The sequence below is a fragment of the Streptomyces sp. NBC_01317 genome (assembly GCF_035961655.1).
Classification (GTDB): Bacteria; Actinomycetota; Actinomycetes; order Streptomycetales; family Streptomycetaceae; genus Streptomyces.
Genome location: NZ_CP108393.1, coordinates 6877121 through 6901939, shown reverse-complemented (window position 1 = coordinate 6901939; position 24819 = coordinate 6877121). Strand labels below are relative to the sequence as shown.

Annotated in this window: 22 protein-coding genes and 1 riboswitch; of the genes, 2 read left to right on the top strand and 20 right to left on the bottom strand. The window is 72.7% G+C overall.

From position 1 onward, the window contains the following. Nucleotides 1–3 precede the first annotated feature (3 nt). From hisG to OG349_RS30100, 8 genes are all read right to left on the bottom strand, one after another. A complete protein-coding gene (gene hisG / locus OG349_RS30135; protein WP_327237580.1) occupies nucleotides 4–852 on the bottom strand; it encodes an ATP phosphoribosyltransferase in 849 nt (282 codons plus the stop codon). An 88-nt stretch (nucleotides 853–940) separates the two neighbouring features. Further along, complete coding sequence (locus OG349_RS30130; protein ID WP_161310382.1) at nucleotides 941–1213, bottom strand: phosphoribosyl-ATP diphosphatase; 273 nt, start codon at nucleotides 1211–1213, stop codon at nucleotides 941–943. Between the two features lie 34 nt (nucleotides 1214–1247). Beyond that, nucleotides 1248–1733, bottom strand: a complete 486-nt coding sequence (gene ribH / locus OG349_RS30125) for a 6,7-dimethyl-8-ribityllumazine synthase (RefSeq protein WP_327237579.1) — start codon at nucleotides 1731–1733, stop codon at nucleotides 1248–1250. 73 nt (nucleotides 1734–1806) lie between these two features. Continuing rightward, nucleotides 1807–3105 carry a bifunctional 3,4-dihydroxy-2-butanone-4-phosphate synthase/GTP cyclohydrolase II gene (locus OG349_RS30120; protein WP_327237578.1) on the bottom strand — a complete coding sequence of 433 codons (1299 nt, stop codon included), beginning with the start codon at nucleotides 3103–3105 and terminating at the stop codon, nucleotides 1807–1809. Beyond that, a complete protein-coding gene (locus tag OG349_RS30115) occupies nucleotides 3102–3761 on the bottom strand; it encodes a nicotinamide mononucleotide transporter family protein (protein ID WP_327237577.1) in 660 nt (219 codons plus the stop codon). The genes OG349_RS30120 and OG349_RS30115 overlap by 4 nt, the downstream gene beginning before the upstream one ends. Then, entirely contained in the window at nucleotides 3758–4366 is a 609-nt protein-coding gene (locus OG349_RS30110; protein WP_327237576.1) for a riboflavin synthase, read from the bottom strand. Before OG349_RS30110 ends, OG349_RS30115 begins: the two co-directional genes overlap by 4 nt. Beyond that, on the bottom strand, nucleotides 4367–5536 hold the full coding sequence (gene ribD / locus OG349_RS30105; protein WP_327238783.1) for a bifunctional diaminohydroxyphosphoribosylaminopyrimidine deaminase/5-amino-6-(5-phosphoribosylamino)uracil reductase RibD: 1170 nt from the start codon (nucleotides 5534–5536) through the stop codon (nucleotides 4367–4369). Between the two features lie 181 nt (nucleotides 5537–5717). After that, a riboswitch (FMN riboswitch) is annotated at nucleotides 5718–5848 on the bottom strand. A gap of 133 nt (nucleotides 5849–5981) precedes the next feature. Beyond that, entirely contained in the window at nucleotides 5982–7169 is a 1188-nt protein-coding gene (locus OG349_RS30100; RefSeq protein WP_327237575.1) for an ROK family transcriptional regulator, read from the bottom strand. A 139-nt stretch (nucleotides 7170–7308) separates the two neighbouring features. On the opposite strand from OG349_RS30100, the gene OG349_RS30095 reads away from it, so the two are divergent. Further along, nucleotides 7309–8529 carry an MFS transporter gene (locus OG349_RS30095; protein WP_327237574.1) on the top strand — a complete coding sequence of 407 codons (1221 nt, stop codon included), beginning with the start codon at nucleotides 7309–7311 and terminating at the stop codon, nucleotides 8527–8529. On the opposite strand, the gene OG349_RS30090 is transcribed toward OG349_RS30095, so the two are convergent. The 11 genes from OG349_RS30090 to fmt form a co-directional block, all read right to left on the bottom strand. Then, nucleotides 8483–8950 (bottom strand): acyl-CoA thioesterase, encoded by a 468-nt coding sequence (locus tag OG349_RS30090; RefSeq protein ID WP_327237573.1) that lies wholly within the window; start codon nucleotides 8948–8950, stop codon nucleotides 8483–8485. The genes OG349_RS30095 and OG349_RS30090 overlap by 47 nt on opposite strands. A 149-nt stretch (nucleotides 8951–9099) precedes the next feature. Continuing rightward, nucleotides 9100–10371, bottom strand: coding sequence for an alginate lyase family protein (locus OG349_RS30085; RefSeq protein WP_327237572.1), 1272 nt, complete (start codon nucleotides 10369–10371; stop codon nucleotides 9100–9102). A gap of 150 nt (nucleotides 10372–10521) precedes the next feature. Next, nucleotides 10522–12171 (bottom strand): flavin monoamine oxidase family protein, encoded by a 1650-nt coding sequence (locus OG349_RS30080; RefSeq protein WP_327238782.1) that lies wholly within the window; start codon nucleotides 12169–12171, stop codon nucleotides 10522–10524. A gap of 112 nt (nucleotides 12172–12283) precedes the next feature. Beyond that, a complete protein-coding gene (locus tag OG349_RS30075) occupies nucleotides 12284–13081 on the bottom strand; it encodes a carbon-nitrogen hydrolase family protein (RefSeq protein WP_327237571.1) in 798 nt (265 codons plus the stop codon). A 175-nt stretch (nucleotides 13082–13256) separates the two neighbouring features. Further along, the gene (locus OG349_RS30070; protein ID WP_327237570.1) at nucleotides 13257–13739 is read right to left on the bottom strand and encodes an Lrp/AsnC family transcriptional regulator; all 483 of its coding nucleotides are present in this window, start codon (nucleotides 13737–13739) and stop codon (nucleotides 13257–13259) included. 155 nt (nucleotides 13740–13894) lie between these two features. Next, nucleotides 13895–14770: a SigB/SigF/SigG family RNA polymerase sigma factor gene (locus OG349_RS30065; RefSeq protein WP_327237569.1), complete on the bottom strand. Its 876-nt coding sequence runs from the start codon at nucleotides 14768–14770 to the stop codon at nucleotides 13895–13897. Between the two features lie 123 nt (nucleotides 14771–14893). Further along, nucleotides 14894–16336 carry a GuaB1 family IMP dehydrogenase-related protein gene (locus OG349_RS30060; protein WP_327237568.1) on the bottom strand — a complete coding sequence of 481 codons (1443 nt, stop codon included), beginning with the start codon at nucleotides 16334–16336 and terminating at the stop codon, nucleotides 14894–14896. Nucleotides 16337–16723: 387 nt separating this feature from the next. Beyond that, nucleotides 16724–17740 (bottom strand): sugar-binding transcriptional regulator, encoded by a 1017-nt coding sequence (locus tag OG349_RS30055; protein WP_442806434.1) that lies wholly within the window; start codon nucleotides 17738–17740, stop codon nucleotides 16724–16726. 221 nt (nucleotides 17741–17961) lie between these two features. Beyond that, nucleotides 17962–18645 (bottom strand): ribulose-phosphate 3-epimerase, encoded by a 684-nt coding sequence (gene rpe / locus OG349_RS30050; RefSeq protein ID WP_161307336.1) that lies wholly within the window; start codon nucleotides 18643–18645, stop codon nucleotides 17962–17964. Between the two features lie 453 nt (nucleotides 18646–19098). Beyond that, complete coding sequence (locus tag OG349_RS30045) at nucleotides 19099–20532, bottom strand: RsmB/NOP family class I SAM-dependent RNA methyltransferase (RefSeq protein WP_327237565.1); 1434 nt, start codon at nucleotides 20530–20532, stop codon at nucleotides 19099–19101. Nucleotides 20533–20565: 33 nt separating this feature from the next. Further along, on the bottom strand, nucleotides 20566–21510 hold the full coding sequence (gene fmt, locus OG349_RS30040; RefSeq protein WP_327237564.1) for a methionyl-tRNA formyltransferase: 945 nt from the start codon (nucleotides 21508–21510) through the stop codon (nucleotides 20566–20568). Between the two features lie 267 nt (nucleotides 21511–21777). Between fmt and OG349_RS30035 the strand changes: the two genes are divergently transcribed. After that, nucleotides 21778–22335 carry a hypothetical protein gene (locus OG349_RS30035; protein WP_327237563.1) on the top strand — a complete coding sequence of 186 codons (558 nt, stop codon included), beginning with the start codon at nucleotides 21778–21780 and terminating at the stop codon, nucleotides 22333–22335. Nucleotides 22336–22555: 220 nt separating this feature from the next. Here the strand turns inward: OG349_RS30035 and OG349_RS30030 are convergent, their stop codons facing one another. Further along, nucleotides 22556–24709 carry a primosomal protein N' gene (locus tag OG349_RS30030; RefSeq protein ID WP_327237562.1) on the bottom strand — a complete coding sequence of 718 codons (2154 nt, stop codon included), beginning with the start codon at nucleotides 24707–24709 and terminating at the stop codon, nucleotides 22556–22558. Nucleotides 24710–24819: the final 110 nt, after the last annotated feature.

Genomic DNA, 24819 nt, shown 5'->3' with positions numbered 1-24819 from the left:
GTCTCAGAGGCGGCAGGCGTGGATGGCGGTGGTGAGGATCGCGCGGGCGCCCAGCTCGTACAGATCGTCCATGATCCGCTGCGCCTCCTTGGCGGGGACCATGGCGCGGACCGCGACCCAGCCCTCGTTGTGCAGCGGGGAGATGGTGGGCGACTCCAGGCCGGGCGTGAGAGCGACGGCGCGCTCCAGGTGCTCGGCGCGGCAGTCGTAGTCCATCATCACGTAGCTGCGGGCCACCAGGACGCCCTGGAGGCGGCGCAGGAACTGCTGCACCTTGGGCGTCTCGGAGTCCGCGCCGGTGCGGCGGATGACAATCGCCTCGGAGGTCATGATCGGCTCGCCGATGACCTCCAGGCCCGCGTTGCGCAGGGACGTACCGGTCTCGACCACGTCCGCGATGATCTGGGCGACGCCCAGTTCGATCGCGGTCTCGACCGCGCCGTCCAGGTGGACGACGGAGGCGTCGACGCCGTTGTCCGCGAGGTGCTTGGCGACGATGCCCTCGTAGGAGGTGGCGACGGTCATGCCGCCGAACTCCGCGACCCCGTTGGCCGTACCGGGCTTGGTGGCGTAGCGGAACGTGGAGCGGGCGAAGCCGAGCGGCAGGATCTCCTCCGCGCTGGCGCCGGAGTCCAGCAGCAGGTCACGGCCGGTGATGCCGATGTCGAGCCGGCCCGAGCTGACGTAGATCGCGATGTCGCGGGGGCGGAGGTAGAAGAACTCGACGGCGTTCTCGGGGTCGACCAGGACCAGTTCCTTGGACTCCTTGCGCTGCTGGTAGCCGGCCTCATGGAGCATCGCCGACGCAGGTCCGGAGAGGGAGCCTTTGTTCGGGATGGCGATGCGCAGCATGGGGTCCGATTCCTTTGTGCGGAGGGGCGGGTGGTACAGGACCCGACCGGGGCCTGGCGGGCCGGCCGGGGGCGTGCGGCGGTACGGCTCAGAGATGGGCGTACACGTCGTCGAGGGAGATGCCGCGCGCCACCATCATCACCTGGACGTGGTAGAGGAGTTGGGAGATCTCCTCGGCGGCGGCTTCCTTGCCCTCGTACTCCGCGGCCATCCACACCTCGGCCGCCTCTTCGACGACCTTCTTCCCGATGGCGTGCACGCCTTTTTCCACCAGCTCGGCGGTGCGTGAGGTGGCGGGGTCGCCGTTGGCGGCCTTCTGCTGGAGCTCGGTGAACAGCTCCTCGAACGTCTTCTTCGACATGGTGGCGCCCACTTTACGCGGCCCGTCCCGTCTCTCAACGCCAGGGTTCGGCCACCGTACGGAGGACGGTCGCGGTGGCGACGGCGGCTGTCACCGCCTCGTGGCCCTTGTCCTCGTTCGACTCCGGCAGGCCCGCGCGGTCCAGGGCCTGGTCCTCGGTGTCGCAGGTCAGCACCCCGAAACCGATGGGGACGCCGGTGTCGATGGAGACCTGGGTGAGGCCCTGCGTGACGCCCTGGCACACGTACTCGAAGTGGGGGGTGCCGCCCCGGATGACGACGCCGAGCGCGACCACGGCGTCGTAGCCGCGGCCGGCCAGGACCTTGGCCACGACGGGCAGTTCGAAGCTGCCGGGCACGCGCAGCAGGGTCGGCTCGTCGATGCCCAGTTCCCGCAGGGCGCGCAGGGCGCCGTCGACCAGACCGTCCATGACCTTCTGGTGCCACTGCGCCGCGATCACGGCGACCCTGAGGTCACCGCAGTTCTTCACACTCAGTTCGGGTGCGCCCTTGCCGCTCACGTCTCTCCTCGAAGCTCGTTCTGTGCGTTGTCACGGGTGTGTGTACGGGTGTGCGTGTACGGGTCTACGCGTCCTACTGGTTGCCGCAGGCGGACACGGCGACGGCCGGATCCAGCCACGGCAGGTCGTGCCCCATCCGGTCCCGCTTGGTGCGCAGGTAGCGGAGGTTGTGCTCGCCGGCCTGGACGGGCATCGGCTCGCGGCCGGTGACGGTGAGTCCGTGCCGTACCAGCGCGGACGTCTTGTCGGGGTTGTTGGTCATCAGCCGCAGGCTGTGCACGCCGAGGTCGTCCAGGATGCGCGCGCCGGCCGCGTAGTCCCGCGCGTCGGCGGGCAGGCCCAGTTCCAGGTTGGCGTCGAGGGTGTCCCGGCCGCGCTCCTGGAGTTCGTACGCGCGCAGCTTGGAGAGCAGGCCGATCCCCCGGCCCTCGTGGCCGCGCAGGTAGACGACAACTCCGCGCCCCGCCTCGGTGATCCGGTCCATGGAGGCCTGGAGCTGGGGGCCGCAGTCGCAGCGCAGCGAGCCGAAGATGTCGCCGGTGAGGCATTCGGAGTGGACGCGCACGAGCACGTCCTCGCCGTCGCCGATCTCGCCGTGGACGAGGGCGAGGTGCTCGACGCCGTCGGCGACCGAGCGGTAGCCGTACGCCGTGAAGTCGCCGGAGGCGGTGGGCAGATGGACCTTCGCCTCGCGGCGGACGGTCGGCTCGGTCGTCCGGCGGTACGCGATCAGGTCCTCGATGGAGATGATCGTCAGGCCGTGCTTGCGGGCGAACGGCACGAGGTCGGGCAGGCGCAGCATCACGCCGTCCTCGCCCGCGATCTCCACGATGGCCCCGGCGGGGCGCAGTCCGGCCAGCCGGGCCAGGTCGACGGCGGCCTCGGTGTGACCGTTGCGTACCAGCACCCCGCCTTCCTTGGCGCGCAGCGGGAAGACGTGTCCGGGCCGTACGAAGTCGGCGGGGCCCGCCGTGCCGCCCGCGAGCAGCTGGAGCGTGGTGGCCCGGTCGGCGGCGGAGATGCCGGTGGTGACGCCGTGGGCGGGGCCCGCGTCCACGGAGACGGTGAACGCGGTGCCCATCATCTCGGTGTTGTGGTCGACCATCTGCGGCAGCGCGAGGCGGTCCAGTTCGTCCCCCTCCATGGGGGCGCAGATCAGGCCGCGGCACTCGCTCATCATGAAGGCGATGATCTCCGGGGTGGCCTTCTCGGCCGCGATGACGAGGTCGCCCTCGTTCTCCCGGTCCTCGTCGTCCACGACGACGACGGGCCGTCCGGCGGCGATGTCGCGGATGGCCTGTTCGACCGGGTCGAGGGCAAAGTCCTCGACGTTGTCGGTCGAGTACCAGGTGGGCAGTGCGGTGGTAGTCATGCTGCTGCTCCTTCCAGAGAGACGGCGCCGGCCCTGGAGCGCAGCCACCAGTCGCGCATCCCCCACAGGACGAGGGCGAGGTAGATCACGTACACGAGACCGGAGAAGGCGAGCCCGCTGCTGAACGCGAGGGGGACGCCGACGAGGTCGACCAGGAGCCAGGCGAACCAGAACTCCACCAGGCCGCGCGCCTGCGCGACCATCGCGGCGAGCGTGCCGACGAAGATGTACGCGTCGGGCCAGGGGTTCCAAGAGAGGTCGGGGAAGGCGGTGAAGAGGCCGCCGACGGCGAGCGTGCCCACGGCGGTGCCGCCCACCAGCGCGGCGCGCTCGCGCCAGGTGGCGAAGCGGACGGCGATGGTGCCGTCGGGGTTGTCGCCGCTCCGCTGCGTTCCGCGCTGCCAGAGCCGCCAGCCCCACAACGCCACGCCGATGACGAGGAGTTGTTTGCCCACTCCGCCGCTGAGGTCGGCGGAGGCGTAGGCGCCGACCAGGACGACGCCCGAGAGGAACTGGGCGGGCCAGGTCCAGATCGAGCGCCGCCAGCCGAGCGCGAGGGCGCCCAGGCCGATGATGTTGCCGATCATGTCGGACCACAGGATGTGCTGCCCGACGGCGGTGAAGGCCTCGCCGTTCAGCCAGGTCAGGGCGCTCACTGGACGGGCTCCCCGGATCCGGCGCCGAGCAGGCGCTCCACGTACTTCGCGATGACGTCGACCTCCAGGTTGACCGGGTCGCCGGGTCCCTTGTGGCCGAGGGTGGTCAGCGCGAGGGTGGTGGGGATGAGGCTGATGGTGAAGTAGTCGGGTCCCGCGTCCACGACGGTGAGGCTGACGCCGTCCACGGTGATGGAGCCCTTCTCGACCACGTACTTGGTGAGATGGGCGGGCAGCGCGACCTTGACGATCTCCCAGTGCTCGGAGACCTCGCGTTCGACGACCGTGCCGGTGCCGTCCACATGGCCCTGGACGATGTGCCCGCCGAGCCGGCCGCCCACGGCCATGGGGCGTTCCAGGTTCACCGGGGAGCCGACGGCGAGCGCGCCGAGGCTGGAGCGGTCGAGGGTCTCGGCCATCACGTCGGCGGTGAACGCGCCCCCGTCCAGGTCGACCACGGTCAGACAGACACCGTTCACGGCGATGGAGTCGCCGTGCTTGGCCCCGTCGGTGACGACGGGGCCGCGCAGCGTGAAGCGGGAGGCGTCGCCGAGATTCTCGACGGCGGTGACCTCACCCAGTTCTTCGACGATTCCGGTGAACACTCAGTGCTCCTTCGTGGCGGTGCCCGGGGTGGCGGGCACGGAGGTGTCGGCGACGGCGCTGTCGTGGACGGCTGTTGGGGGTGCGTCGGTGTCGCGGCCCGCGGTGTCGGGGTCGTCCCTGTCGGGGACGGCGGTGACGCGCAGGTCCGCGCCGATCCGGGTGCTCTCCGTCATGCGGAGTCGCAACGCCCCGGCGAGCGTGGTGATTCCGGCGTCCCCGAGGGCCGTGGGGCCGGCGCCCAGGAGGACCGGGGCGAGATAGCCGACGACCTGGTCGACGGCGCCCGCGGCGACGAACGAACCGGCCAGCGCCGGGCCGCCTTCGAGGAGGACGGAACGGACCCCGCGCTCGTACAGCGCGGCGAGCAGGGCGGGGATGTCCAGGCCGCGGGCGGCGCGGGGCAGCCGTACGACGTCCTTGAGATGCCCCCGCCCGCCCAGGTCGGCGTCCTCGGCGACGGCGATCAGGGTGGGCGCGGCGGAGTCCAGGACCCGCGCGCCCGGCCGTACGGCGGTGGCTTCGGTGTCGACCACGACCCGCAGCGGCTGTACGGCGCCCTCGATGCCCCGCACCGCGAGGTGCGGGTCGTCGGTGCGGGCGGTGCCCGAGCCGACCACGACGGCGTCGGCCTCGGCGCGCAGCCGGTGGACGTCGGCGCGGGCCTCGGGGGAGGTGATCCAGCGGCTGGTGGAGTCGGCGGCGGCGATCCGGCCGTCGAGGGTGGCCGCGTACTTCCACAGGACGTGGGGGCGACCGAGGCGTACGGAGGTCAGCCAGGCGGTGTTGCCCGCCTCGGCCTCCTCTTCGAGCGGCCCCCGCTCGACCGTGACACCGGCCGCGCGCAGGGTGTCGGCGCCGCCCCCGGCCCGGGGGTCGGGGTCGGCGACCGCGTAGAGGACCCGGGCGACGCCCGCGTCGACGAGCGCCTGGGAGCAGGGCCCCGTACGGCCGGTGTGGTCGCACGGTTCGAGGGTGACGTAGGCCGTGCCTCCCCGGGCGCGCCCGCCGGCCGCGCGCAGGGCGTGGATCTCGGCGTGCGGGCCGCCGGCCCGCCGGTGGAACCCCTCGCCCGCGAGCTGTCCCGAGGCGTCGAGGATGACGCATCCGACGACCGGGTTCGGGCTGGTGGAGCCGAGTCCGAGGGCGGCGAGCGTGAGGGCACGACGCATCGCGTCCGCGTCGGTCACCGCTTCGGCTTCCGTTGCCACCGGGTCCTCCTGCCTCTGGGGCACGGACTCCGGGGCCTGTCGATGACGACAGAGAAACGGGACATATTCGGGGGCGCCCGGTCCGGCGAACCGGCTCGTCCGAGGACGAACCGCCGACGGCGGCATACCCGATCATGGCCCGCCGCGCACTGCCTCCCATCCGGACTTTCACCGTCGGTCCAGGAATCTCACCTGGTCAACCGGCCGCTGGCTGCGGACGGGTCGCGGACTATAACCGCCGGTTCGGAATTACACCGACCCCGGAGTGCGCTGCTTCTGGTACAGAAACAGTGTGCCACGCCTGATCGTCGGCCAACCGGGTGACCCCTGTGGGCTGACTCACAGACGGTCAGTGCATGGTCACCGTGCCGGTCGGGGCAGAGTCATCGGATCGGTCGGCGCACGGTCACCGGATCTCCGCCCCCGGCGCGAACAACGCGTCCTGCGCGGCGTCCCGTGCGGTCAGCAGCGCCCCGCGCAGGACCGCCGCACCGCCCAGGGTCCCGGCCCTGACCTCCGTACGCAGCGGGGTCATGGCCGCGAGCCGTTCCTCGACCCGGGCGGCCAGGGCGGCGCCGCCCGCGTGCCCGACCTCGCCCGCCAGGACCACCCGGCCGGGGTCGAGGACCGCGCTGACCGCCGCCGCCCCGATGGCCAGCCGCTCGGCGAGCGTGGCGAGGAACGGTTCGCCCTTCTCCCCCGCCGCCAAGGCGGCGCGCACATAGGCCGCGGCGGGCACTTCCTGGGGCCCGGGGTCGGGTGTCAGGCCGTGCTGCTCGCCCAGTTCGCAGACGGCCGCCGAGCCCGCCAGGGTGTGGAAGCCGCCGTCGCAGGCGAGCGCGGAAGGCAGCTGCGAGGTGCCGGGCACGGGCAGGAAGCCGATCTCCCCCGCGCCGCCGGAGGCGCCTCTGCGGAGTCTGCCGTCGAGCATGACGGCCGCGCCCACGCCGTGGCCGAGCCAGAGCAGGACGAAGGTGTCCTGCCCCTGGGCCGCGCCGAGGCGCTGTTCGGCGAGGGCGGCGAGGTTGGTCTCGTTCTCCACCAGGACGGTGGCGGGGAGCCGTTCGTGCAGAGCCGTGACGAGCAGCCGGTGCCAGGCGGGCAGCCCGCTGGTCTCGCGCAGTTCGCCGCTGACCGGGTCGACCAGTCCTGGCGCGCCGATGCCGACGCTGTGCAGGCGTACGGCCCCGGCCTCACGGGCGGTGCGTTCCAGCAGGGCGGCGGCCTGCTCGACGGCCGGTTCGCTGGCGGTGTCGCTGCCGATGGGCAGGGTGGCCTCGGCGAGGGTGACGCCCAGCAGGTCGGCGACGACGACGGAGACGCTGTGGGTCCGTACGTCGAGCGCGGCGAGATGGGCGCGGTCGGCGACGATCCCGTACACCCGCGCGTTGGGCCCGCGCCGGCGGTCGCCGGTCTCCCCGACGACGTGGACGAGCCCGGATCCCTGGAGCCGTTCGACCAGATCGGCGACGGAGGGGCGGGAGAGCCCGGTCATCGTCTTCAGCTGTCCGGCGGTCAACGGGCCTTCCTGCTGGAGGAGTCGGAGCGCGAGCCGGTCGTTGATGGCACGGGCGGTGCTGGGGGATGCGGCCATGCGGGGATCCTTCCAGATCGCCGGCGGGTGTTTTCGCTCGGTGGTCCGCTATCTATCAGGCAGGGTTCCTGATAATTTACTCCCCGCATCGACGGCACGGGTAGCCATACACACGACCGGCAGGGGAGGACTGGACGCGATGACGACCGAAGCGGTCTACGACGGGGCGAGGTTGCGGCAGGCGCGGAGGGCCGTGATGGCGGTCTTCTGCGTGCACGGCGCCGTGACCGGCAGCTTCGCCACCCGAATCCCCTGGATCCAGGACCACGCGGGGATCAGCGCGGGCCAGCTCGGCCTGGCGCTCGCCTTCCCCGCGATCGGCGCGTCGCTCGCGATGCCGCTGGCCGGCGCGATCAGCCACCGGCTCGGCGCGCGGCAGGCACTGCGCATGTTGCTCGCGCTGTGGACGCTCTCCCTCATCCTGCCGTCCCTGATGCCCAATCTGTACGTGCTGTGCCTGGCGCTGTTCGTGTACGGCGCGACGTCGGGCATGGCGGACGTCGCGATGAACGCGCTCGGCGTGGAGGTGGAGAACCGCCTCGACAAGTCGATCATGTCCGGCCTGCACGGCATGTGGTCCCTGGGGGCGCTGATCGGCTCCGCCGCCGGCACCGTGGCCGCGCACCTGGGCACGGACGCGCGGCTGCACCACCTCATCGCGGCCCTGGTACTGACAGCGCTCGGCCTGCTGGCCTGCCAACGGGTCCTGGACCTGCGCAGCGCGCCCGACGAGGAGCCGCCGCCGCACTTCGCGCTGCCCCCGAGGTCGGCGCTGCTGATCGGGGCGGTCGGGTTCTGCGCGGTCTTCGCGGAGGGCGCGAGTCTCGACTGGTCCGCCGTCTACCTCCGGGACGTGCTGGACACCTCGGCCGGGGTCGCCGCCGCGTCGACCACGGCTTTCGCCCTCACCATGACGGTGGCACGGCTCGCGGGCGACCGGGTGGTGGACCGGTTCGGGGCCGTACGGACGGTCAGGACGGGCGGGACACTCGCCCTGGCGGGCGGGCTCCTGGTGGTCGTGGCGCCTCATCCGCTGATCGCGATGGCCGGTTTCGGCCTGCTGGGGCTGGGCGTGGCGGTGGTCGTACCGCTCGCCTTCGCGGCGGCCGGACGCAGCGGGCCCAACCCGAGCCAGGCCATCGCGGGCGTCGCGACGATCACGTACACCTCGGGGCTGATCGCCCCCTCGGCGATCGGCGCGGTCGCCGACGCGACCTCGCTGGTGGTCTCCTTCGGGGTGGTGACCGTGCTGGCCTTCGGCCTGATCGTCGGCGCCGGGGTGCTGCGGACGGGCGACCGGCGGCCGGCCGGGGTCAGCGGTCCGGCTCCGGACGGAGCATCGACGAAGACAGCGACCTGACGTGGTCGCTCCAGGCGACGGGCCGCAGGGTCCCGGGGTCGAGGCGGACCACCGTACGGGTGCCGTGGGCGTACGTCACCGAGGCGTCGGCGGAGCAGACGCGGAAGCCGGCGGTGGCCGACGTACGGCCGAGGGGTTCGAGCCACAGGTGTACGGCGTACTCCCCCGCCCGGTCCAGGGCCAGGTCGAAGACGATGTGCAGATCCTTGACGACGTTGAACTCGTCGCCCTCGGCGGCGGCGAACTTCCGGCCGCCGAATCCCTGGCTCTCCCAATAGGCGATCCAGGCGCGCTCGACCAGCACCGCGTAGCGGCTGTTGTGGAGCAGGCCCATCGGGTCGAAGTCGTCGAAGTACACGGTCAGCGGGACCAGGACGCCGAAGTCGACGTGGCGGGTGGTGGGCTGGATGCCAGCGGTCACGAGGGGACTCCCGGGCGGTGCGAGACGGCCGAGACGGCCGGTATGGGCGGTTTTATCCTATCCGCCCCTCGCATCCGCGCAGGAGTCCCGCCGCGGCGGCTCGGGGCAGGGCCTGGGCCGCCCAGCCCCGCCTGGCCCGTCTAGCCCGTCTAGCCGGCGATGGAGTCGAGCTGCTCCGCCGCGGGCCGCAGCGCCCAGACGTCGCCGTTGGGCGGCGCCTGGAGCAGCGGGACGGCCGCGCGCGCCTTGCTGTCACCGGCGTCGGCCGCCGCGTGGACGATGTCGCTCGCCGCGTACCGGTAGAACTCCAGCTCCGGATGCGGCCAGGCGGCCGCCCCGGTCGCGGCGGGCAGCAGATAGTCGACGGCCTTGAACAGGCTCTGCCCCTGCGGGCCTTGGTAGGCCCAGAGGTCCACCCCCACCTGCTTGCCGATGGCGGCGAGGCGGGTGTACGCGACCAGGTCGAAGGTGGAGTAGTGCCAGCTGCGGGTACGGGTGAGCTCCTGCGGCTGGCGGCCGTCGGCCGCGATCTGCGGATCGATCCGCTTGGCCCGCGCGTCGAGGACGATCTTGCGCGCGAGCGCCTTGTCGCCGGTGGCCAGCGCGAGGGAGGCCACCTGGAGGTCCATGAAGGTGCCGTGGTTGTTCTTGGCCGCCGACTCCTCCTTGCCGAAGGGCGAGTTGACCAGCCAGCCGAGGAAGTCCTTGTTCCAGGCGCGCATTCCGTCCCGGTCGCTCTTCGTCCAGCCGGGCGCGCCGGTGTCGAGGATCGCGAGGGCGTCCAACACGCTGCTGTACTGCTGGCTGAAATCGATGATCCCGATCGCCCTCCCATCCGTCTTGCAGGGGATGAACTGCCCGTGGTTCAGGTTGGGGTTCATCCGGGTCGCGGGGTCGACGAACCAGGTGCGCAGGACCTTCGCCGCCTGCTCCGCGTACTTCTTCTGGCCCGTGTGGTACCAGGCCAGGCTGAGCGTGGTGGTCGAGTTGAAGACCTTGCCGATGTCGGGGCGGTCGGTGCCCGTGTCGACCTCGGGATTGCGCTCGCCGTCGCGCTGCACGTACGGGCAACCCCAAGGATTCTCCGGGGTCTTGGGCTGCGACGCCCAGTAGTACGGGGCCTGGCTGAGGTAGTCGTGGGGATCGCCGCTGGGCGCCGGCTTGGGCTTGTCGACCACGGTCCAGGGCCCCTTGCCGAGCCATGAATCGGCCTGCGCGATCAGGGACGTGAGGGCCTTCTTGAGGGCGGGGTCGCCCTTGTCCAGGGCGACACGGGCCTGCTGGAGCCGCTTGCCGTCGATCACCGGGGTCGCGGGGACGGCCGGGGCCGCGGCGGAGGAGGCGGCGGGGACCAGGACGGCCGCGGCGGTGAACGCGGCGGCGATCAGGGTCCTCAGGCGCCTTCGGGGGGTTCCGCTCATCGAGCGCTCCCATCATGTATGTGAATGACATTCACGAACGAGACCGTTGGAGCGTAGAGGCGCCCACTCGCAACTGACAATGGTGCGCACACGATTCACGGATGGGACCGTCTGTAGATATACGTGTCCGACGGGAGCGCCCGCCCCCGCTCAGTCCTCCGGCAGCTCGACCGGCGCGATCTCGTCGAACACGTCCCCGGGCCCCGGGTTCGACGGGTCCGTACCACCGCCGAAGTGGGTCATCACTCCCCACACCGCGTTCAGCGCGGTCTGGACGGCGCCCTCGGCCCACCCCGCCGTCCACGAGATGTCGTCCCCGGCCAGGAAGATCCCCCGCTTGTCGGCGGGCAGCCGGTCCTGCATGAAATGCGTGAACAGCCGCCGCTGGTAGCGGTAGTGACCGGGCAGGTTCGCCTTGAACGCGCCCATGAAATACGGCTCGTTCTCCCAGGACACCGTCACCGGACTGCCGATGATGTGCCGCCGTATGTCGACCCGCGGATAGATCTCGCGCAGCGAGGTGAGCATGACCTCCATGCGCTCCTCGGCCGACAACGGCAGCCACTTGAGGCTGTCGTCGCACCAGGTGTACGAGAGACAGATGACGGCCGGCTCGTCAGGACCGTTCTCCAGCAGGTACGTCCCCCGCGTCATCCGGTCCGTGAGCGTCATCGACATGACGTCCCGCCCGGTCGGCCGCCCCTGGTCGTCGCGTGCCTCGTCCCGCCAGAACGGCCGGTCGACCGGCACGAACAGCTTGGACGACTCCATGTAGTGGGTCCGCTCCATCGCCGTCCAGTGGTCGATCGGGAAGAGCGAGTCGTCACAGGCGATCTTGGAGAGCAGCAGCCAGGACTGGGCGGTGAAGATCGCGGCACGGTACGTACGGATCCGGCCCGACGCGTCCGTGACCGTGACCCGGTTGCCCGCGGTCCGGTGCAGCCGGGTCACGGCGGGGCGCGGCTCGCCGTCGTGCAGCGACTTGAGCGAGGTCCCGGCCGGCCAGTACGTCATCTTCTCCGGCGCGCGCGACCACAGCCGTAGCGGCAGCTGCTCGCTGCCGCCGACGATGCCGTGGTGGTGGTCGTCCGCCTCGGTGTAGACGACCCGCAGGATCTCCAGGATCGAGTTGGGGAAGTCGGTGTCCCAGCCGCCGGTGCCGAAGCCCACCTGGCCGAAGATCTCCCGGTGGCGGAAGGACTTGAAGGCGGGCGAGTCGCACAGGAAGCCGTAGAAGGTCTGGTTGTCGAGCTTCTCCACCAGCCGGGCCCAGATCTCCCGGATCCGTGGCACGTCACGCTCCCGCAGGGCCCGGTTCATGCCGGAGAAGTCCGCGCCCTCCTCCAGGCAGGTGTTCCAGGCGGCCATCACGTCGCGGTAGACCTGCGGGAGGTCGTCGATGGTCCTGGCGTAGTGGGACTCGCCCTTGAGGTCGACGACGGTCGAAGGGGTGCCCGCGGCCAGCGGGTTGGGGAAGGGCCGCGTCTCCAGGCCCACCAGGTCGATGTAGTGCTGGAGCGCGGTGGACGACGGCGGGAAGCGCATCGCGCCCATCTCGGCGGTCAGCCCGGGGTCGCAGCCCTCGAAGCCGACGGTACGGAGCCGGCCGCCGAGGCGGTCGGCCTCGTACACCACCGGTCTGAGCCCCATCCTCATCAGTTCGTACGCGGCGACGAGGCCGGAGACCCCGCCGCCGATGACGGCGACCTCCGCGCCGTGCGCGGTCGCCGGTATCTGGCCGAGGCCGACCGGGTCCCGGAGGAAATCGTCGTACGCGAAGGGGAAATCGGGTCCGAACATGGTGATCGGCGGCAGCGCCGGCTCGATGTGCTCGACAGCGGTGGGCACCGTCACGGGGTACGGACTCCTTGCGGGTACGACTGGCGCGGGGGTGGGAAGGGCGGGCCGGGTCTCAGTTGAGTGACGTGTACAGCCCGGGGCGGCGGTCCAGCAGATACGGATTGGCCTCACGGGAGTCGCTCAGCAACCCGGGGTCGACCTCACCGAGGACCAGCTCCTCCCCGCGCCCGGCACGCGCCCGGGTCGCGCCGTCGGGTCCCGCCAGGCAGCTCAGTCCGACGAACTCGAACTCCCCTTCCTGGCCGGCCCTGTTCACGTACGCCACGTACATCTGGTTCTCGAAGGCCCTGACCGGTACGACGGATTCGGCGACGAACTCGAAGGGGTGCATCACCGCCGTGGGCACGAGCAGCAGGTCGGTCCCGGCGAGGGCGTGGGCCCGGACGTTCTCCGGGAACTCGACGTCGTAGCAGATCAGCAGTCCGAGCCGCAGGCCGCCCAGCTCGGCCTGGACCACGGGCCGGTCACCGGGGCTGAAGTGCGCACGCTCGAACGGACCGAAGAGATGGGTCTTGCGATAGTTCGCGAGCCGCGCCCCGTCGGGGCCGATGACCTGGGCGGCGTTGAAAACCCGCTCGCCGTCGCGCTCGGGGTAGCCGTACACCACCGCGACCCCGTGCCGGGCGGCGATCGCGGCCACGTCCTGCGCGCCGGCGCCGCCGGCGGGTTCGGCCAGCCGGGCCACGTCGTCGCCGATCGCGTACCCGGTCAGGAACATCTCGGGGCACACCAGCAGCCCGGCCCCGGCCCCGGCGGCGCGGCCCGCCGCCGCGTCGAGCACCGCGAGATTGTCCGGCACGGAACCGGGTCGGCCGGAGCTCTGGAGCAGGGCGGTGCGGAGCGACGGCATGGCGGCACCTCGGACGGTACGAAAGGGGTTCTGGGGGACGTCCCGACCGTACGGGCCGCCGCCCGGCCGGGACAAGACATGTCCGTTGCGCGCCGACCACCGATCTGTTGCGCGGGGGCGGGTGGACGCGGCGATTTGTTGCGCGGGGTGCGTCGCCGCGTGCGCGAGGGGGGTCTCAGCCCTGCCGGGCGGGTGAACCCGGGGCGCCGGGCGACCCCGACGAATAGCGCCTGAGCAGGGGCGACAGCACCAGCACCGATTTCGTCCGCTCGACGTAGGGCTCGCCCGCGATGCGTTCGAGCACCTGCTCGAAGTGACGCATGTCGGCGGCGAAGACCTGGACGATCGCGTCGGCGTCCCCGGTGACGGTCGAGGCGGACGCGATCTCCGGGTAGCGCTCCAGGCCCCGGTGGATGGCCTCGGGCGAGGTGTTGCGGCTGCAATAGATCTCGATGAACCCCTCGGTCTGCCAGCCGAGCGCGGCGGGGTCCACCCGTACGGTGAACCCGGTGATCGCCCCCTCGGCCCGCAACCGGTCGACCCGCCGCTTGACGGCCGGCGCGGACAGCCCGACGAGCGCCCCGATGTCCGCGAAGGAACGGCGGGCGTCCTCGGCGAGGGCGTGGACGATGCGTTCGTCGAGATCGTTGAGTCGCACTGCTGGTGGTTCACTTCTCTGCGGTGGCGGGTCGGCGGAGGCCGTCACCGAAGTAGAACACGACGCCCCGTACGACGGAGGAGAGGCACCCACACACGTGGGATGCCTCTCCTCCGTGAGATCCACCGGAACCGGTCCGGTGCGACGCCCGCCGTCTACTCCACCACGAGCAGTCCGTCCCGCAGCCGTCCGGTGATCCGGGACAGCAGCCGGGACACGTGCATCTGGGTGACGCCCAGTTCGGCGCCGATCTCCGCCTGCGTCATCTCGTCGCCGAAGCGCATCTGGAGGATCTGGCGCTCCCGGTCGTCCAGCTCCTGGAGGAGCGGCTTGAGCGCCTGGACGTTCTCCGCCGTCTCCAGGCCCGCGTCGGGGGCGCCGAGGCGGTCGGAGAGCGGGGCGGAGGAGTCCGAGGAGTCGTCGGAAGGGAAGTCGATCGATCCGGCCGTGTAGCCGTTGCCGGCGACGACGCCCTCGATGACCTCCTCCTCGTCCAGCCCGAGGTGTTCGGCCAGCTCGGCCGTCGTCGGCGCGCGGTCCAGCCGCTGGGACAGCTCGTCGGACGCCCGCGCGAGGTCGATGCGCAGCTCCTGGAGGCGGCGCGGCACGTGCACCGCCCAACTGGTGTCCCGGAAGAACCGCTTGATCTCGCCGACGATGTACGGGACGGCGAAGGTCGCGAACTCCACCTCGCGGGTGAGCTCGAAGCGGTCGATCGCCTTGATCAGGCCGATGGTGCCGACCTGGACGATGTCCTCCATCTGGTCCGCGCGGTTACGGAACCGGCCCGCGGCGTACCGCACCAGCGAAAGGTTCAGCTCGATGAGGGTGTTGCGCGCGTACTGGTACTCGCGCGTGCCCTCTTCCAGCTCCGTGAGCCGGGCGAAGAAGAGCTTCGAGATCTCCCGTGCGTCCTTGGGTGCCACGTCCGCCGGGCGCTCCAGATACGGAAGGGCGTGCTCCGTGGACGCGGCGTCCTGCCGCGTCCCGTAGCGGATGCTCGTCACCGGCACCGCGTTCGCCGTGGACACATCGGCCTCCCTTGCTCCGTGGACAGTGCGGGGAGGCGCTTACCCGGTCCTCACACATCCATGTCCACAAACTTCAGAAATTTTTCGCGGACTTCAGGAGACCGCCCCGCAGCCCGCGCCGGCTCAGCCCCAACTGGCGTGCAGCGGCTTGCCCTCGGCGTATCCGGCGGCACTCTGGACCCCGACGACGGCCTTGTCCGTGAACTCCGCCAGCGAGCCCGCCCCCGCGTAGGTGCACGCCGAGCGCACGCCCGCGACGATCGAGTCGATCAGGTCCTCGACGCCGGGCCTGGCCGGGTCGAGGAACATCCGGGAGGTCGAGATGCCCTCCTCGAACACCGCCTTGCGCGCCCGGTCGTACGCCGACTCCTCGCTCGTACGGTTGCGTACGGCGCGGGCGGACGCCATCCCGAAGGACTCCTTGTACAGCCGCCCGTCGGACGCCTCCTGGAGGTCGCCGGGCGACTCGTACGTCCCCGCGAACCACGAGCCGATCATCACGTTCGAGGCACCGGCGGCGAGCGCCATGGCGACGTCGCGCGGGTGCCGTACGCCACCGTCGGCCCAGACGTGCTTGCCGTGCTTCCTGGCCTCGGCGGCGCACTCCAGGACGGCCGAGAACTGCGGCCTGCCCACGCCGGTCATCATGCGGGTGGTGCACATGGCGCCGGGTCCGACCCCGACCTTGACGATGTCCGCGCCCGCCTCGACCAGGTCCCGTACCCCGTCGGCGGAGACGACGTTGCCCGCGACGACCGGCACATCGGGGCGGAGCGCGCGGACGGCCCTGACGGCGGCGAGCATCGACTCCTGGTGGCCGTGCGCGGTGTCGACCACCAGCGTGTCGACCCCGGCGTCGAGCAACTGCCCGGCCTTGCCCGCCACATCCCCGTTGATCCCGACGGCGGCGGCGATCCGCAGCCGGCCCCGGCCGTCGACGGCGGGGGTGTAGAGGGTGGCGCGCAGGGCGCCCTTGCGGGTGAGGATCCCGGCGAGCCGTCCGTCCGCGTCCACGGCCGGGGCGAGCTTGCGGTTGGCGCCGTCGAGCGCGTTGAACGCCTCGCGCGGGTCCCTGTCCGCGGCGATCGCCAGCACGTCCTTGGACATGACCTCGGAGAGCTGGGTGAAGCGGTCCACGCCGGTGAGGTCGTGCTCGGTGACGATCCCGACGGGACGGCGGTCGGCGTCGACCACCACCCCCGCGCCGTGGGCCCGCTTGGGCAGCAGGGACAGGGCGTCGCCGACGGTCTGGGAGGGCGACAGCACGATCGGGGTGTCCAGCACGAGGTGCCGTGACTTGACCCAGCCGACGACGTCGGCGACGACCTCGATGGGGATGTCCTGGGGGATGACGACGAGCCCGCCGCGCCGGGCGACCGTCTCGGCCATCCGGCGGCCGGCGATCGCGGTCATGTTCGCGACGACGAGCGGGATGGTGGTGCCGGTGCCGTCGGGGGCGGAGAGGTCGACGTCCTGACGGGAGGCGACGGCCGACCGGCCGGGGACCATGAACACATCGTCGTACGTCAGGTCGTAGGACGGTGTCTGGCCGTTGAGGAAACGCATGCTGACCCTGTCACCTGGAGTTCTACGGAAGGGGTGGGCGGGGAGTCAGCACCGGGCCGGGGCGGACCGGGGCGACGGCTCCTCCGTCATCATCGCCGATCACCCGGTCCCGGGGCGAACACCGGGACCCGGTTCTGTGGCTTCCTCCGGACCCCGGGCGCCGATCTTGGGCGTTCGTCCGTCGCGCGCGCGTGACGGGGAACACACCGATCCGTCGGGGCGCCCAGGGCCTGTCCGGCGGGTCTTCGTGGATCGGTCTGCGGCGTCCGGCGCCGCGCATCGCAAGGCGGAGGGAGACCCGAGTACTGGATGTACTCGGGTCTCCCGACAACGCGGCGAGGTGCGGTGCCGGACGCCGCAGGCCCACGAAGATCCGCCGGACAGGCCCTAGTCGCCGTCCGGGTCCGACCGCTCCAGCGCGGGGCGCGGCGCCGGGGTGAACTCCGTCAGCAGGAAGTCCGCCGCCGCCGTGTCCGTGACCAGGCTCGTGACCAGACCCGAGCGCAGCACCGCCCCGATCGCCTCGGCCTTGCGCAGCCCGCCGGCGATCGCCACGACCTCCGGGATACGCCGCAGCCGGTCGGCCTCGACCGTGATGCACCGCTCCCCCAGGTCACGGCCGACCCGGCGGCCCTCCGCGTCGAAGAGGTGCGCGGACATCTCGGCGGCCACGCCGAGCGAGGCGTAGTGGGACCGTTCCTCGTCGCTCAGCATGTCGTGGACCGTGGAGATCCCGGCCTCCCACGAGCCGATGGAGACGGCCGCGACCGTCACCTTGTCGAAGTACTCGAAGGCGCGGGCGATGCCCGGCTGGCTGCGCAGCGCGGCGGCCGTCGCCGGGTCGGGGAGCAGCATGGGCGCGTAGATGGGGTGCGCCTCGCCGCCGGAGACCTGGGCGGCGCGCCGTACGGCCTCGACCGAGCCGCGCTCGGCCGTGCCCGCGTCGTACACCCCGGTCAGCTGGACGACCGTGCAGGGCGGCAGCCGGTCGAGCGCGGCGGCCATGTGGATCGTCGAGCGGCCCCAGGCCAGCCCCAGCACGTCACCCTCCGCGACCAGTTCGCCGAGCAGGTCGGCGGCCACCTCGCCGAGGTTCTCCGGGTCGGGCGACTCGTCGGCGGCCTCCGCGGGGGATTCCACGACCACGGCGTGCCGCAGGCCGTAGCGGGCCCGCAGGGCGTCGGAGCGCTCCGCGTCCAGCTCGGCGGGTACGCGGATCTCGATCCGTACGAGATCGCGCTCCAGGGCGGTCTCCAAAACCCGGGCCACCTTGAAGCGGCTGACGCCGAACTCCTCCGCGATCTGGATCTTGGACTTGCCCTCGAGGTAGAAACGGCGTGCCATGGCCGCCGCCTGCACCAGCTCCGCGGGTCCCATCCGCAGGGCCGGCCGACCCGCCGACATACCAGACACCGCGATCTCCTCACTGCTCTTCACACTCTGGGCTCTTCGCACTCCGGATCCGCTCTTCATCCTGTCAGATCCAGCCGTTCTTGATCAGCCCTGTTGGGCCCCGTTCACTTACGTGTGGCTCAGTGGTCGATTCGGTGCGCACCCCGGTCAGTGGGTGCGCTCCCGAGACTCCCGGTGCCGCCGATGCTCCCGGCGCGTGAGCCCACGCCGGGTCAGTGCGCGCACGCCCAGGACGCTGCCGCGGTCGCCTCGGTCGCCTGGTTGCGGAGCATCCGTACGGCGGCGGCCGGATCGTCCGTCCCGTACACCGCGGAACCGGCGACGAAGACGTCCGCGCCGGCCTCCGCGCAGCGCTCGATGGTGGTGGCGGAGACCCCGCCGTCGACCTGGAGCCACAGCTCCAGGCCGTGCTTGGAGATCAGCTGCCGGGTGCGGCGGATCTTCGGCAGCATGATGTCCAGGAACGCCTGGCCGCCGAAGCCCGGCTCGACCGTCATGATCAGCAGCATGTCGAGTTCGGGGAGGAGGTCCTCGTACGGCTCGATCGGCGTCGCCGGCTTGAGCGCCATGGACGCCCTGGCCCCCTTGGCGCGGATCTCACGGGCCAGCCGTACGGGCGCGGCGGCGGCCTCCACGTGGAAGGTCACCGAGCCCGCCCCCGCCTCGACGTACTGCGGGGCCCAGCGGTCCGGGTCCGCGATCATCAGGTGGCAGTCCAGCGGGGTGTCCGTCGCCCGTCCGAGCGCCTCGACCACCGGCACGCCGAGGGTCAGGTTCGGTACGAAGTGGTTGTCCATGACGTCGACATGGAGCCAGTCGGCGCCCTCGACGGCCTTCGCCTCCTCGGCGAGCCGCGAGAAGTCGGCGGACAGGATGCTGGGGTTGATCTGAGCCATGTGCCAAGCCTGCCATGCTCCGGGCCGCTTCCCGACCGTCCGGGGGACGCCGGATCGACCCGATGTCCGCCACGGACAGTCACACTCCGCGCAATCCTCGCGTATCGCGCGGACGGGTGACGCGGCGGGCGCGGGCACATCAAGCCCGTCCGGCGACCGGTCATGCCGGGACGCGCTCACGGGTGGGCGTTCCGGAACGCCGGACCGGCCGGCATCGGTTCGTCCGGCGTCGCGGGCACTACAGCCCGTCCGGCGATTGAGGCAGTCACACCCCGCGAGCCGACCGGTCATGCCGTACGCGCCCACGGGTGGGCGCTCCGGAACGCCGCACCGGCCGGCATCCGTTCGTCCGGCGTCGGGGGCACATCAAGCCCGTCCGGCGATTGAGGACACCGCCGCGTCAGCGGCGTTCACACCCCGCGAGCCGACCGGTCGTGCCGTACGCGCCGAAGGTCACGCGGTACGGCGCAGCAGGGCCAGGTACATCGCGTCCGTGCCGTGCAGATGCGGCCAGAGCTGGACGTCCGGGCCGTCCCCCAGCGCGGGCACGCCCGGCATCAGCGGCCTGGCGTCGACCCATTCCGCGGCAAGGGCCGGGCCCCCGGGTCCGCCGAGGACGTCCTCGACCACGATCCGGGTCTCGGCGAGGTGCGGCGAGCACGTCGCGTATCCGACGATCCCACCGATCCGTACGGCGCCCAGCGCCTCGCGCAGCAGGCCGCGCTGGAGCGGGGCGAAGCCCTCCAGGTCCTCCGGGCGGCGCCGCCAGCGCGACTCGGGGCGGCGGCGCAGCGCGCCGAGACCCGAGCACGGTACGTCGACCAGCACCCGGTCGAAGGAACCGGGGACCCACGGCGGGCGGGTGCCGTCGGCGGTGATCACCTGGTACGGGCCCGGGTTCCCGGCGAGCGCGCGGGCCACGAGGCGGGCGCGGTGGGGCTGTTTCTCGGCGGCCAGCAGGAAGGCACCGCGTCCGGCGGCGAGGGCCGCCATCAGGGCCGCCTTCCCGCCGGGGCCCGCGCAGCCGTCGAGCCAGCGGGCGTCCGGGCCGTCGATCGGGGCGTTGGCCACCGCCGCCGCGACCAACTGGCTGCCCTCGTCCTGGACCCCGGCCCGCCCGTCCCGTACCACGTCCAGCGCACCGGGCTCGCCGCCCTCGGCCAGCCGTACCGCGTAGGGCGACCAGCGGCCCGGCAGCGCGGAGTCCTCGCCGACCGCTTCGAGCAGTTCGGCGGTGGTGGAGCGGCCGGGGCGGGCGACGAGCGTCACCTCGGGGCGTTCGTTGTCCGCTTCGAGCAGGTCCTCGATGCCGGCGCGGCCACCGCCCAGCGCGTCCCACAGCGCGGACACCACCCAGCGCGGGTGGGAGTGGACCACCGCGAGATGGTCCTCGGGGTCCTGGTCGTACGACGGGGCGACCTGCTGGAGCCAGGAGTCCAGGTCGTGCTGCGAGATCTTCCGTAGGACGGCGTTGACGAACCGCGCGCGACCGTCGCCGAGCACCACCCTGGCCAGCTCGACACTGGCCGAGACGGCGGCGTGCGTGGGGATGCGGGTGCCGAGAAGCTGGTGGGCACCGAGCGCCAGCACGTCCAGGACGGGCGGGTCGACCTCGCGCAGCGGCCGGTCGATGCACGCGGAGATGATCGCGTCGTACGTGCCCTGGCGGCGCAGCGTCCCGTACACCAGCTCGGTGGCGAGGGCCGCGTCGCGGGTCTCGAACTCCTTGTTCTCCCTGGCCTTCTTGAGAAGGGGCGGCAGGACGAGGTTCGCGTACGCGTCCCGTTCGTCCACCGCCCGCAGCGCCTCGAAGGCGAGCATCCGCACGGGATCCTTCTTGGGGCGGCGGTACGGGGTGGCGGGACGGCGACGGGCCTGCTCGTTCAAAGGTGCTCCGCGGTGAGAAAGAGTCGATCCCTCTCAGCGTACGTCGGCGGCGCCCAGCCGTTCGCCCGGGGCGATCCGTACCCCGCGGGCCCAGTCGGCGGCGCGCATCGGCTTCTTGCCCTGCGGCTGGACCCAGAGCAGCTCGACGTCGTGCGAACCGGTCCCCGCGTGCACGGTGTTCTTGCCCACGGCCAGTTCGCCGGGGGCCAGTTCCGTACGGCCCGGGAACAGCCCCAGCTGGATCAGCTTGAGCCGCTCGCCCCGGAAGACCGTCCAGGCGCCGGGGGCGGGGGTGCAGGCGCGGACGACCCGGTCGACGCGCAGCGCGGGCGCCCCCCAGTCGACGCGCGCGTCCTCGACGGTCAGCTTCGGGGCGAGCGTGATGCCTTCGGCGGGCTGCGCGCGGGGCTTGAGGGTGCCGTCCTCGATGCCGTCCATGGTCGCGGCGAGCAGTCCCGAGCCCGCGAAGGCGAGGCGCGTCAGCAGGTCGCCGCTGGTGTCGGTGGGCCGTACCGCCTCGGTGATCACCCCGTAGACCGGCCCCGAGTCCAGCCCCTCCTCGATCTGGAAGGTGGCCGCGCCGGTCATCTCGTCACCGGCCATGACCGCGTGCTGTACGGGCGCCGCGCCACGCCACGCGGGCAGCAGCGAGAAGTGGAGGTTCACCCACCCGTGGGCGGGGATGTCGAGGGCGACGCGGGGCAGCAGCGCGCCGTAGGCGACCACCGGGCAGCAGTCGGGGGCGATCTCCCGCAGCCGGGCGAGGAAGTCCTCGTCACGGGGTCTCGCGGGCTTGAGCACCTCGATGCCGGCCTCCTCCGCGCGCTCGGCGACCGGGCTGGCGACCAGCCTGCGCCCGCGTCCCGCCGGGGCGTCGGGCCGGGTCACGACGGCGGCGACCTCGTGCCTGCCCGAGGCGAGGAGTGCGTCCAGGGCGGGTACGGCGACCTCGGGGGTGCCGGCGAAGACGAGCTTCATCGGTGGCTGACTGCCTCTCGGACGGGTGCGGTGGGTCGCTCTCGCGGCGACAGCTGGTACGGGGCGCGAGCGACGCACCAGTCTATGCGGCGGCGGGGGCGGGGACCTGAGGGGGCGTACGTCGTGGCGCGCGCCCCGCGCGTATGCGGATACGCCCCCGCAGCGTGACCACAACGGCTGGTTACGCGTTGTCAAGGGAGATTGACCTACACGGGCCGCACCGGTGCGGCCCGGATCCTTTTCAACGCCGGTTCGAGAGGCTTGTTCATGGCCGACCACACAACCCACGACGCACAAGCCCGGGCAAGTCTGCACCTCCTGGTGCGGGACATCGAGCGGGTCAGGCGTCAGGTGGACGCGCTGCGCACCCTCACCGCCCAGCTGGGGAACGTCTACCGCCCGCGCCGCTCCGGCCCGTCGACGGGCTTCGTCGTCTACGGCAGAGCCCCCGCGCCGACCGTCCGCCTCGCGCAGGAGCTGCGCGACAGCGTCGAGACCCTGGTGACGGCGGCCGTGGACTTCGACCGCTCGCTGGGTTTCTCCTGGGACGCGGTGGGGTCGGCGCTGGGGGTCACCAAGCAGGCGGTGCACCGCCGTTACGGCGCACGTCGGGCGACGCCGCAGCCGGGCGCGGCGGAGGCGGACCACGCCGCCGCCCAGGACCCCGCCGCGCCACCTGCGTCCCGTCCGTCCCTGCCGGCTGTCCCGGGCCCGCTGCCGGCGGTCCCGGCGGCGCGCTCGATGCCACCGCAGCCGACGGCGAGCACGCAGTCGCTCCGCGAGGAGACCCGCCCGACGGCGTTCCCGGGCCCTCGGGGCGGCTGAGGGGTGTCCTCAATCGCCGGACGGGCTTGAAAACGCCCGTCCGGCACCCTTCACAGCCGCCGCGCGCGTACTCATCCGGCCCGGGCAACCAACCAAGCCCGTCCGGCGATTGAGGACACAGCGCGGCCGAAGGCAGCGCAACGCCCCAGCGCACCCGCAACCGCAACCGCAACGCCCCCGTCGCCCCCCTCACCGACACCGTGGCGCCCGCCGCCACCCCTCACCCGATGTCGGGCGGATCGATCCTGACGCGCACCGGGGGCTCCGCCCCGCCCCGTGCCAACCGCCCCGCCTGCGCCGCCTTGAGCGCCCCCGCCAACGCCGCCCCACTCCCCGGCGGCACCCGCAGCAGCGCCCGCTCCCAGACCTCCCCCGGCGGCGGATCGCCGGGCCTGCGCGGCCGGCCCGGTTCCGCCACCGGCAGCGGTACGGGCCCCAGGACCTCCACGTCGGGCGGCAGCGCGGCGGAGCCCAGGAACGCGCCGACCGTCTCCGCCCGCCCCGTCACCGCCGCCATCCGGGACACCGGCGGGAATCCCAGCTCGGCCCGCTCCGCCAGCTCGCGCTGCGCGTGCCCCACCGGGTCCCAGCGGACCAGCGCCTGCACCGGCCGCTGGGTCGGCTCGGCGACGATCACGACCGTGCCGCCCTCCCCCTGCCCGCGCACCAGCGACGCCGCCTGTATCCAGCGCCGCAACGCCTCCTCGCCCGCCCGCAGATCGGGCCGCCCGAGCATCGCCCAGCCGTCCAGCAGCAGCGCGGCCGCGTACCCGCCGCCCTCCGCGACCGGCTCGGCCCCCGGCGTACTGACCACAAGGGCGGGACGCCCCGGTACGGAGTCGAGGACATGGTCCCGGCCCGACGTACGGACCGGGACGGCCGGGAAGGCCCGTCCCAGCTCCTCAGCCGTCCGCCGCGCCCCCACGATCCGCGCGCGCAGCCGCGTACTGCCGCACTCCACGCAGCGCCAGTCCGGCTCGCCCCTTCCGCACCACGTGCAGTGCAACTCCCGCTGCTCCGGTGCCTCCAGCGGCCCCGCGCAGTGCCGGCAGCGGGCGGGCGTACGGCACCGTTCGCAGGCCAGCCGGGGCACATAACCGCGCCGGGGCACCTGCACCAGCACCGGGCCCGTCCTGAGCCCCTCCCTGACGGCCTGCCAGGCCAGACTGGGCAGCCGGGCCACCCGCGCGGCCTCGTCCCTGGCCAGCTCGCCGTCCCCGACGGTACGGACCAGCGGAGCCGCCTTCCGTACCTGCTCGCGGTCGGCGGCCAGGGGCAGCGCCCAGCCGGTCCCGACCAGCTGGGCCGCCTCCACCGTGCAACTCGTACTGCCGAGCAGGAAGCCGCACTTGTCGTGGGCCGCGCGCAGCAGCAGGACCTCACGCGCGTGCGGCTGCGGCGCGTGCTGCTCGCTGTGGCTGCCGTCGCCGTCGTCCCAGAGGGCCACCAGGCCCAGGTTCCGTACGGGCGCGAACATCGCCGCGCGGGTCCCGACCACCGCGCGCACCGCACCGCGCCGCACGGCCAGCCACTCCCGGTACCGCTTCTCGGGACCGGCCTCGGCCGTCAGCAGCGCGTGGTGCCCGGCCCCCAGCAGCTCCGTGAGCGCCGCGTCGACCCGGCCCGCGACCCGCCCGTCCGGTACGACGACGAGGGCGCCCCGGTCGGAGGCCAGCGTGGCCGCCACGGCCCGCGCCAGCTCGTCCGCCCAGTGCGGCCCCGGGAGCGCGGTCCACACGGCACGCGGCGCCCCGCCCCCGGCGAGCGCGTCCAGGAACGCCGCGCCCTTCCCGTACCGCTCCCAGGTCCCCGGCCCCGGCGCGGCGGGCGCCGGCAGCGGATCGGGCGACGGCCTGCTCTCCGCGCGCGCGTTCCTGGGCGGGACGGCCAGCTGCAACACGTCCGCCAGGCTCCCCGCATACCGGTCGGCGACCGCCCGCGCGAGCCCCAGCAGCTCCGCACCGAGCACGGGCTCGGGCGACACCACCCCGGCCAGCGCGGCCAGCGGCCCGGCGTAGTCGGACTCGGCCCGGCGCTCCACGACGAACCCGTCGATCAGCCGCCCGCCCTCACGCCGCCCGCCCCGCACCTGACGCGCCCCTGCCCCGAACCGCACCCGCACCCGCACCCCCGGCTGCGCGTCCCGGTCCAGCTCCTCGGGCACCGCGTAGTCGAAGAACTGATCAAGGTGCAGCACCCCCTTGTTCACCACCACCCGCGCCACCGGCAACTCCCCCGCCAACGCGGCCCCCCGCCACGTCCGAGGCTTCGCCCGCGGCACCTTGGCCTTCCGCACGGTCTCCCGAATGAACGCAAGCTGCTCAGGCCCGCCCCCCTCACCGGACCCCTCAGACCGCTCGTCGTCGCTGCTCACAGCTTCATACCTACCAGACACCACCGACACCGGCGGACCTGCCGCCGACCGGGGGGACAGCGCGGGGCCGAGCGGGCCGGGACGCAGCGGACCCCGGTCACCACCAAAGG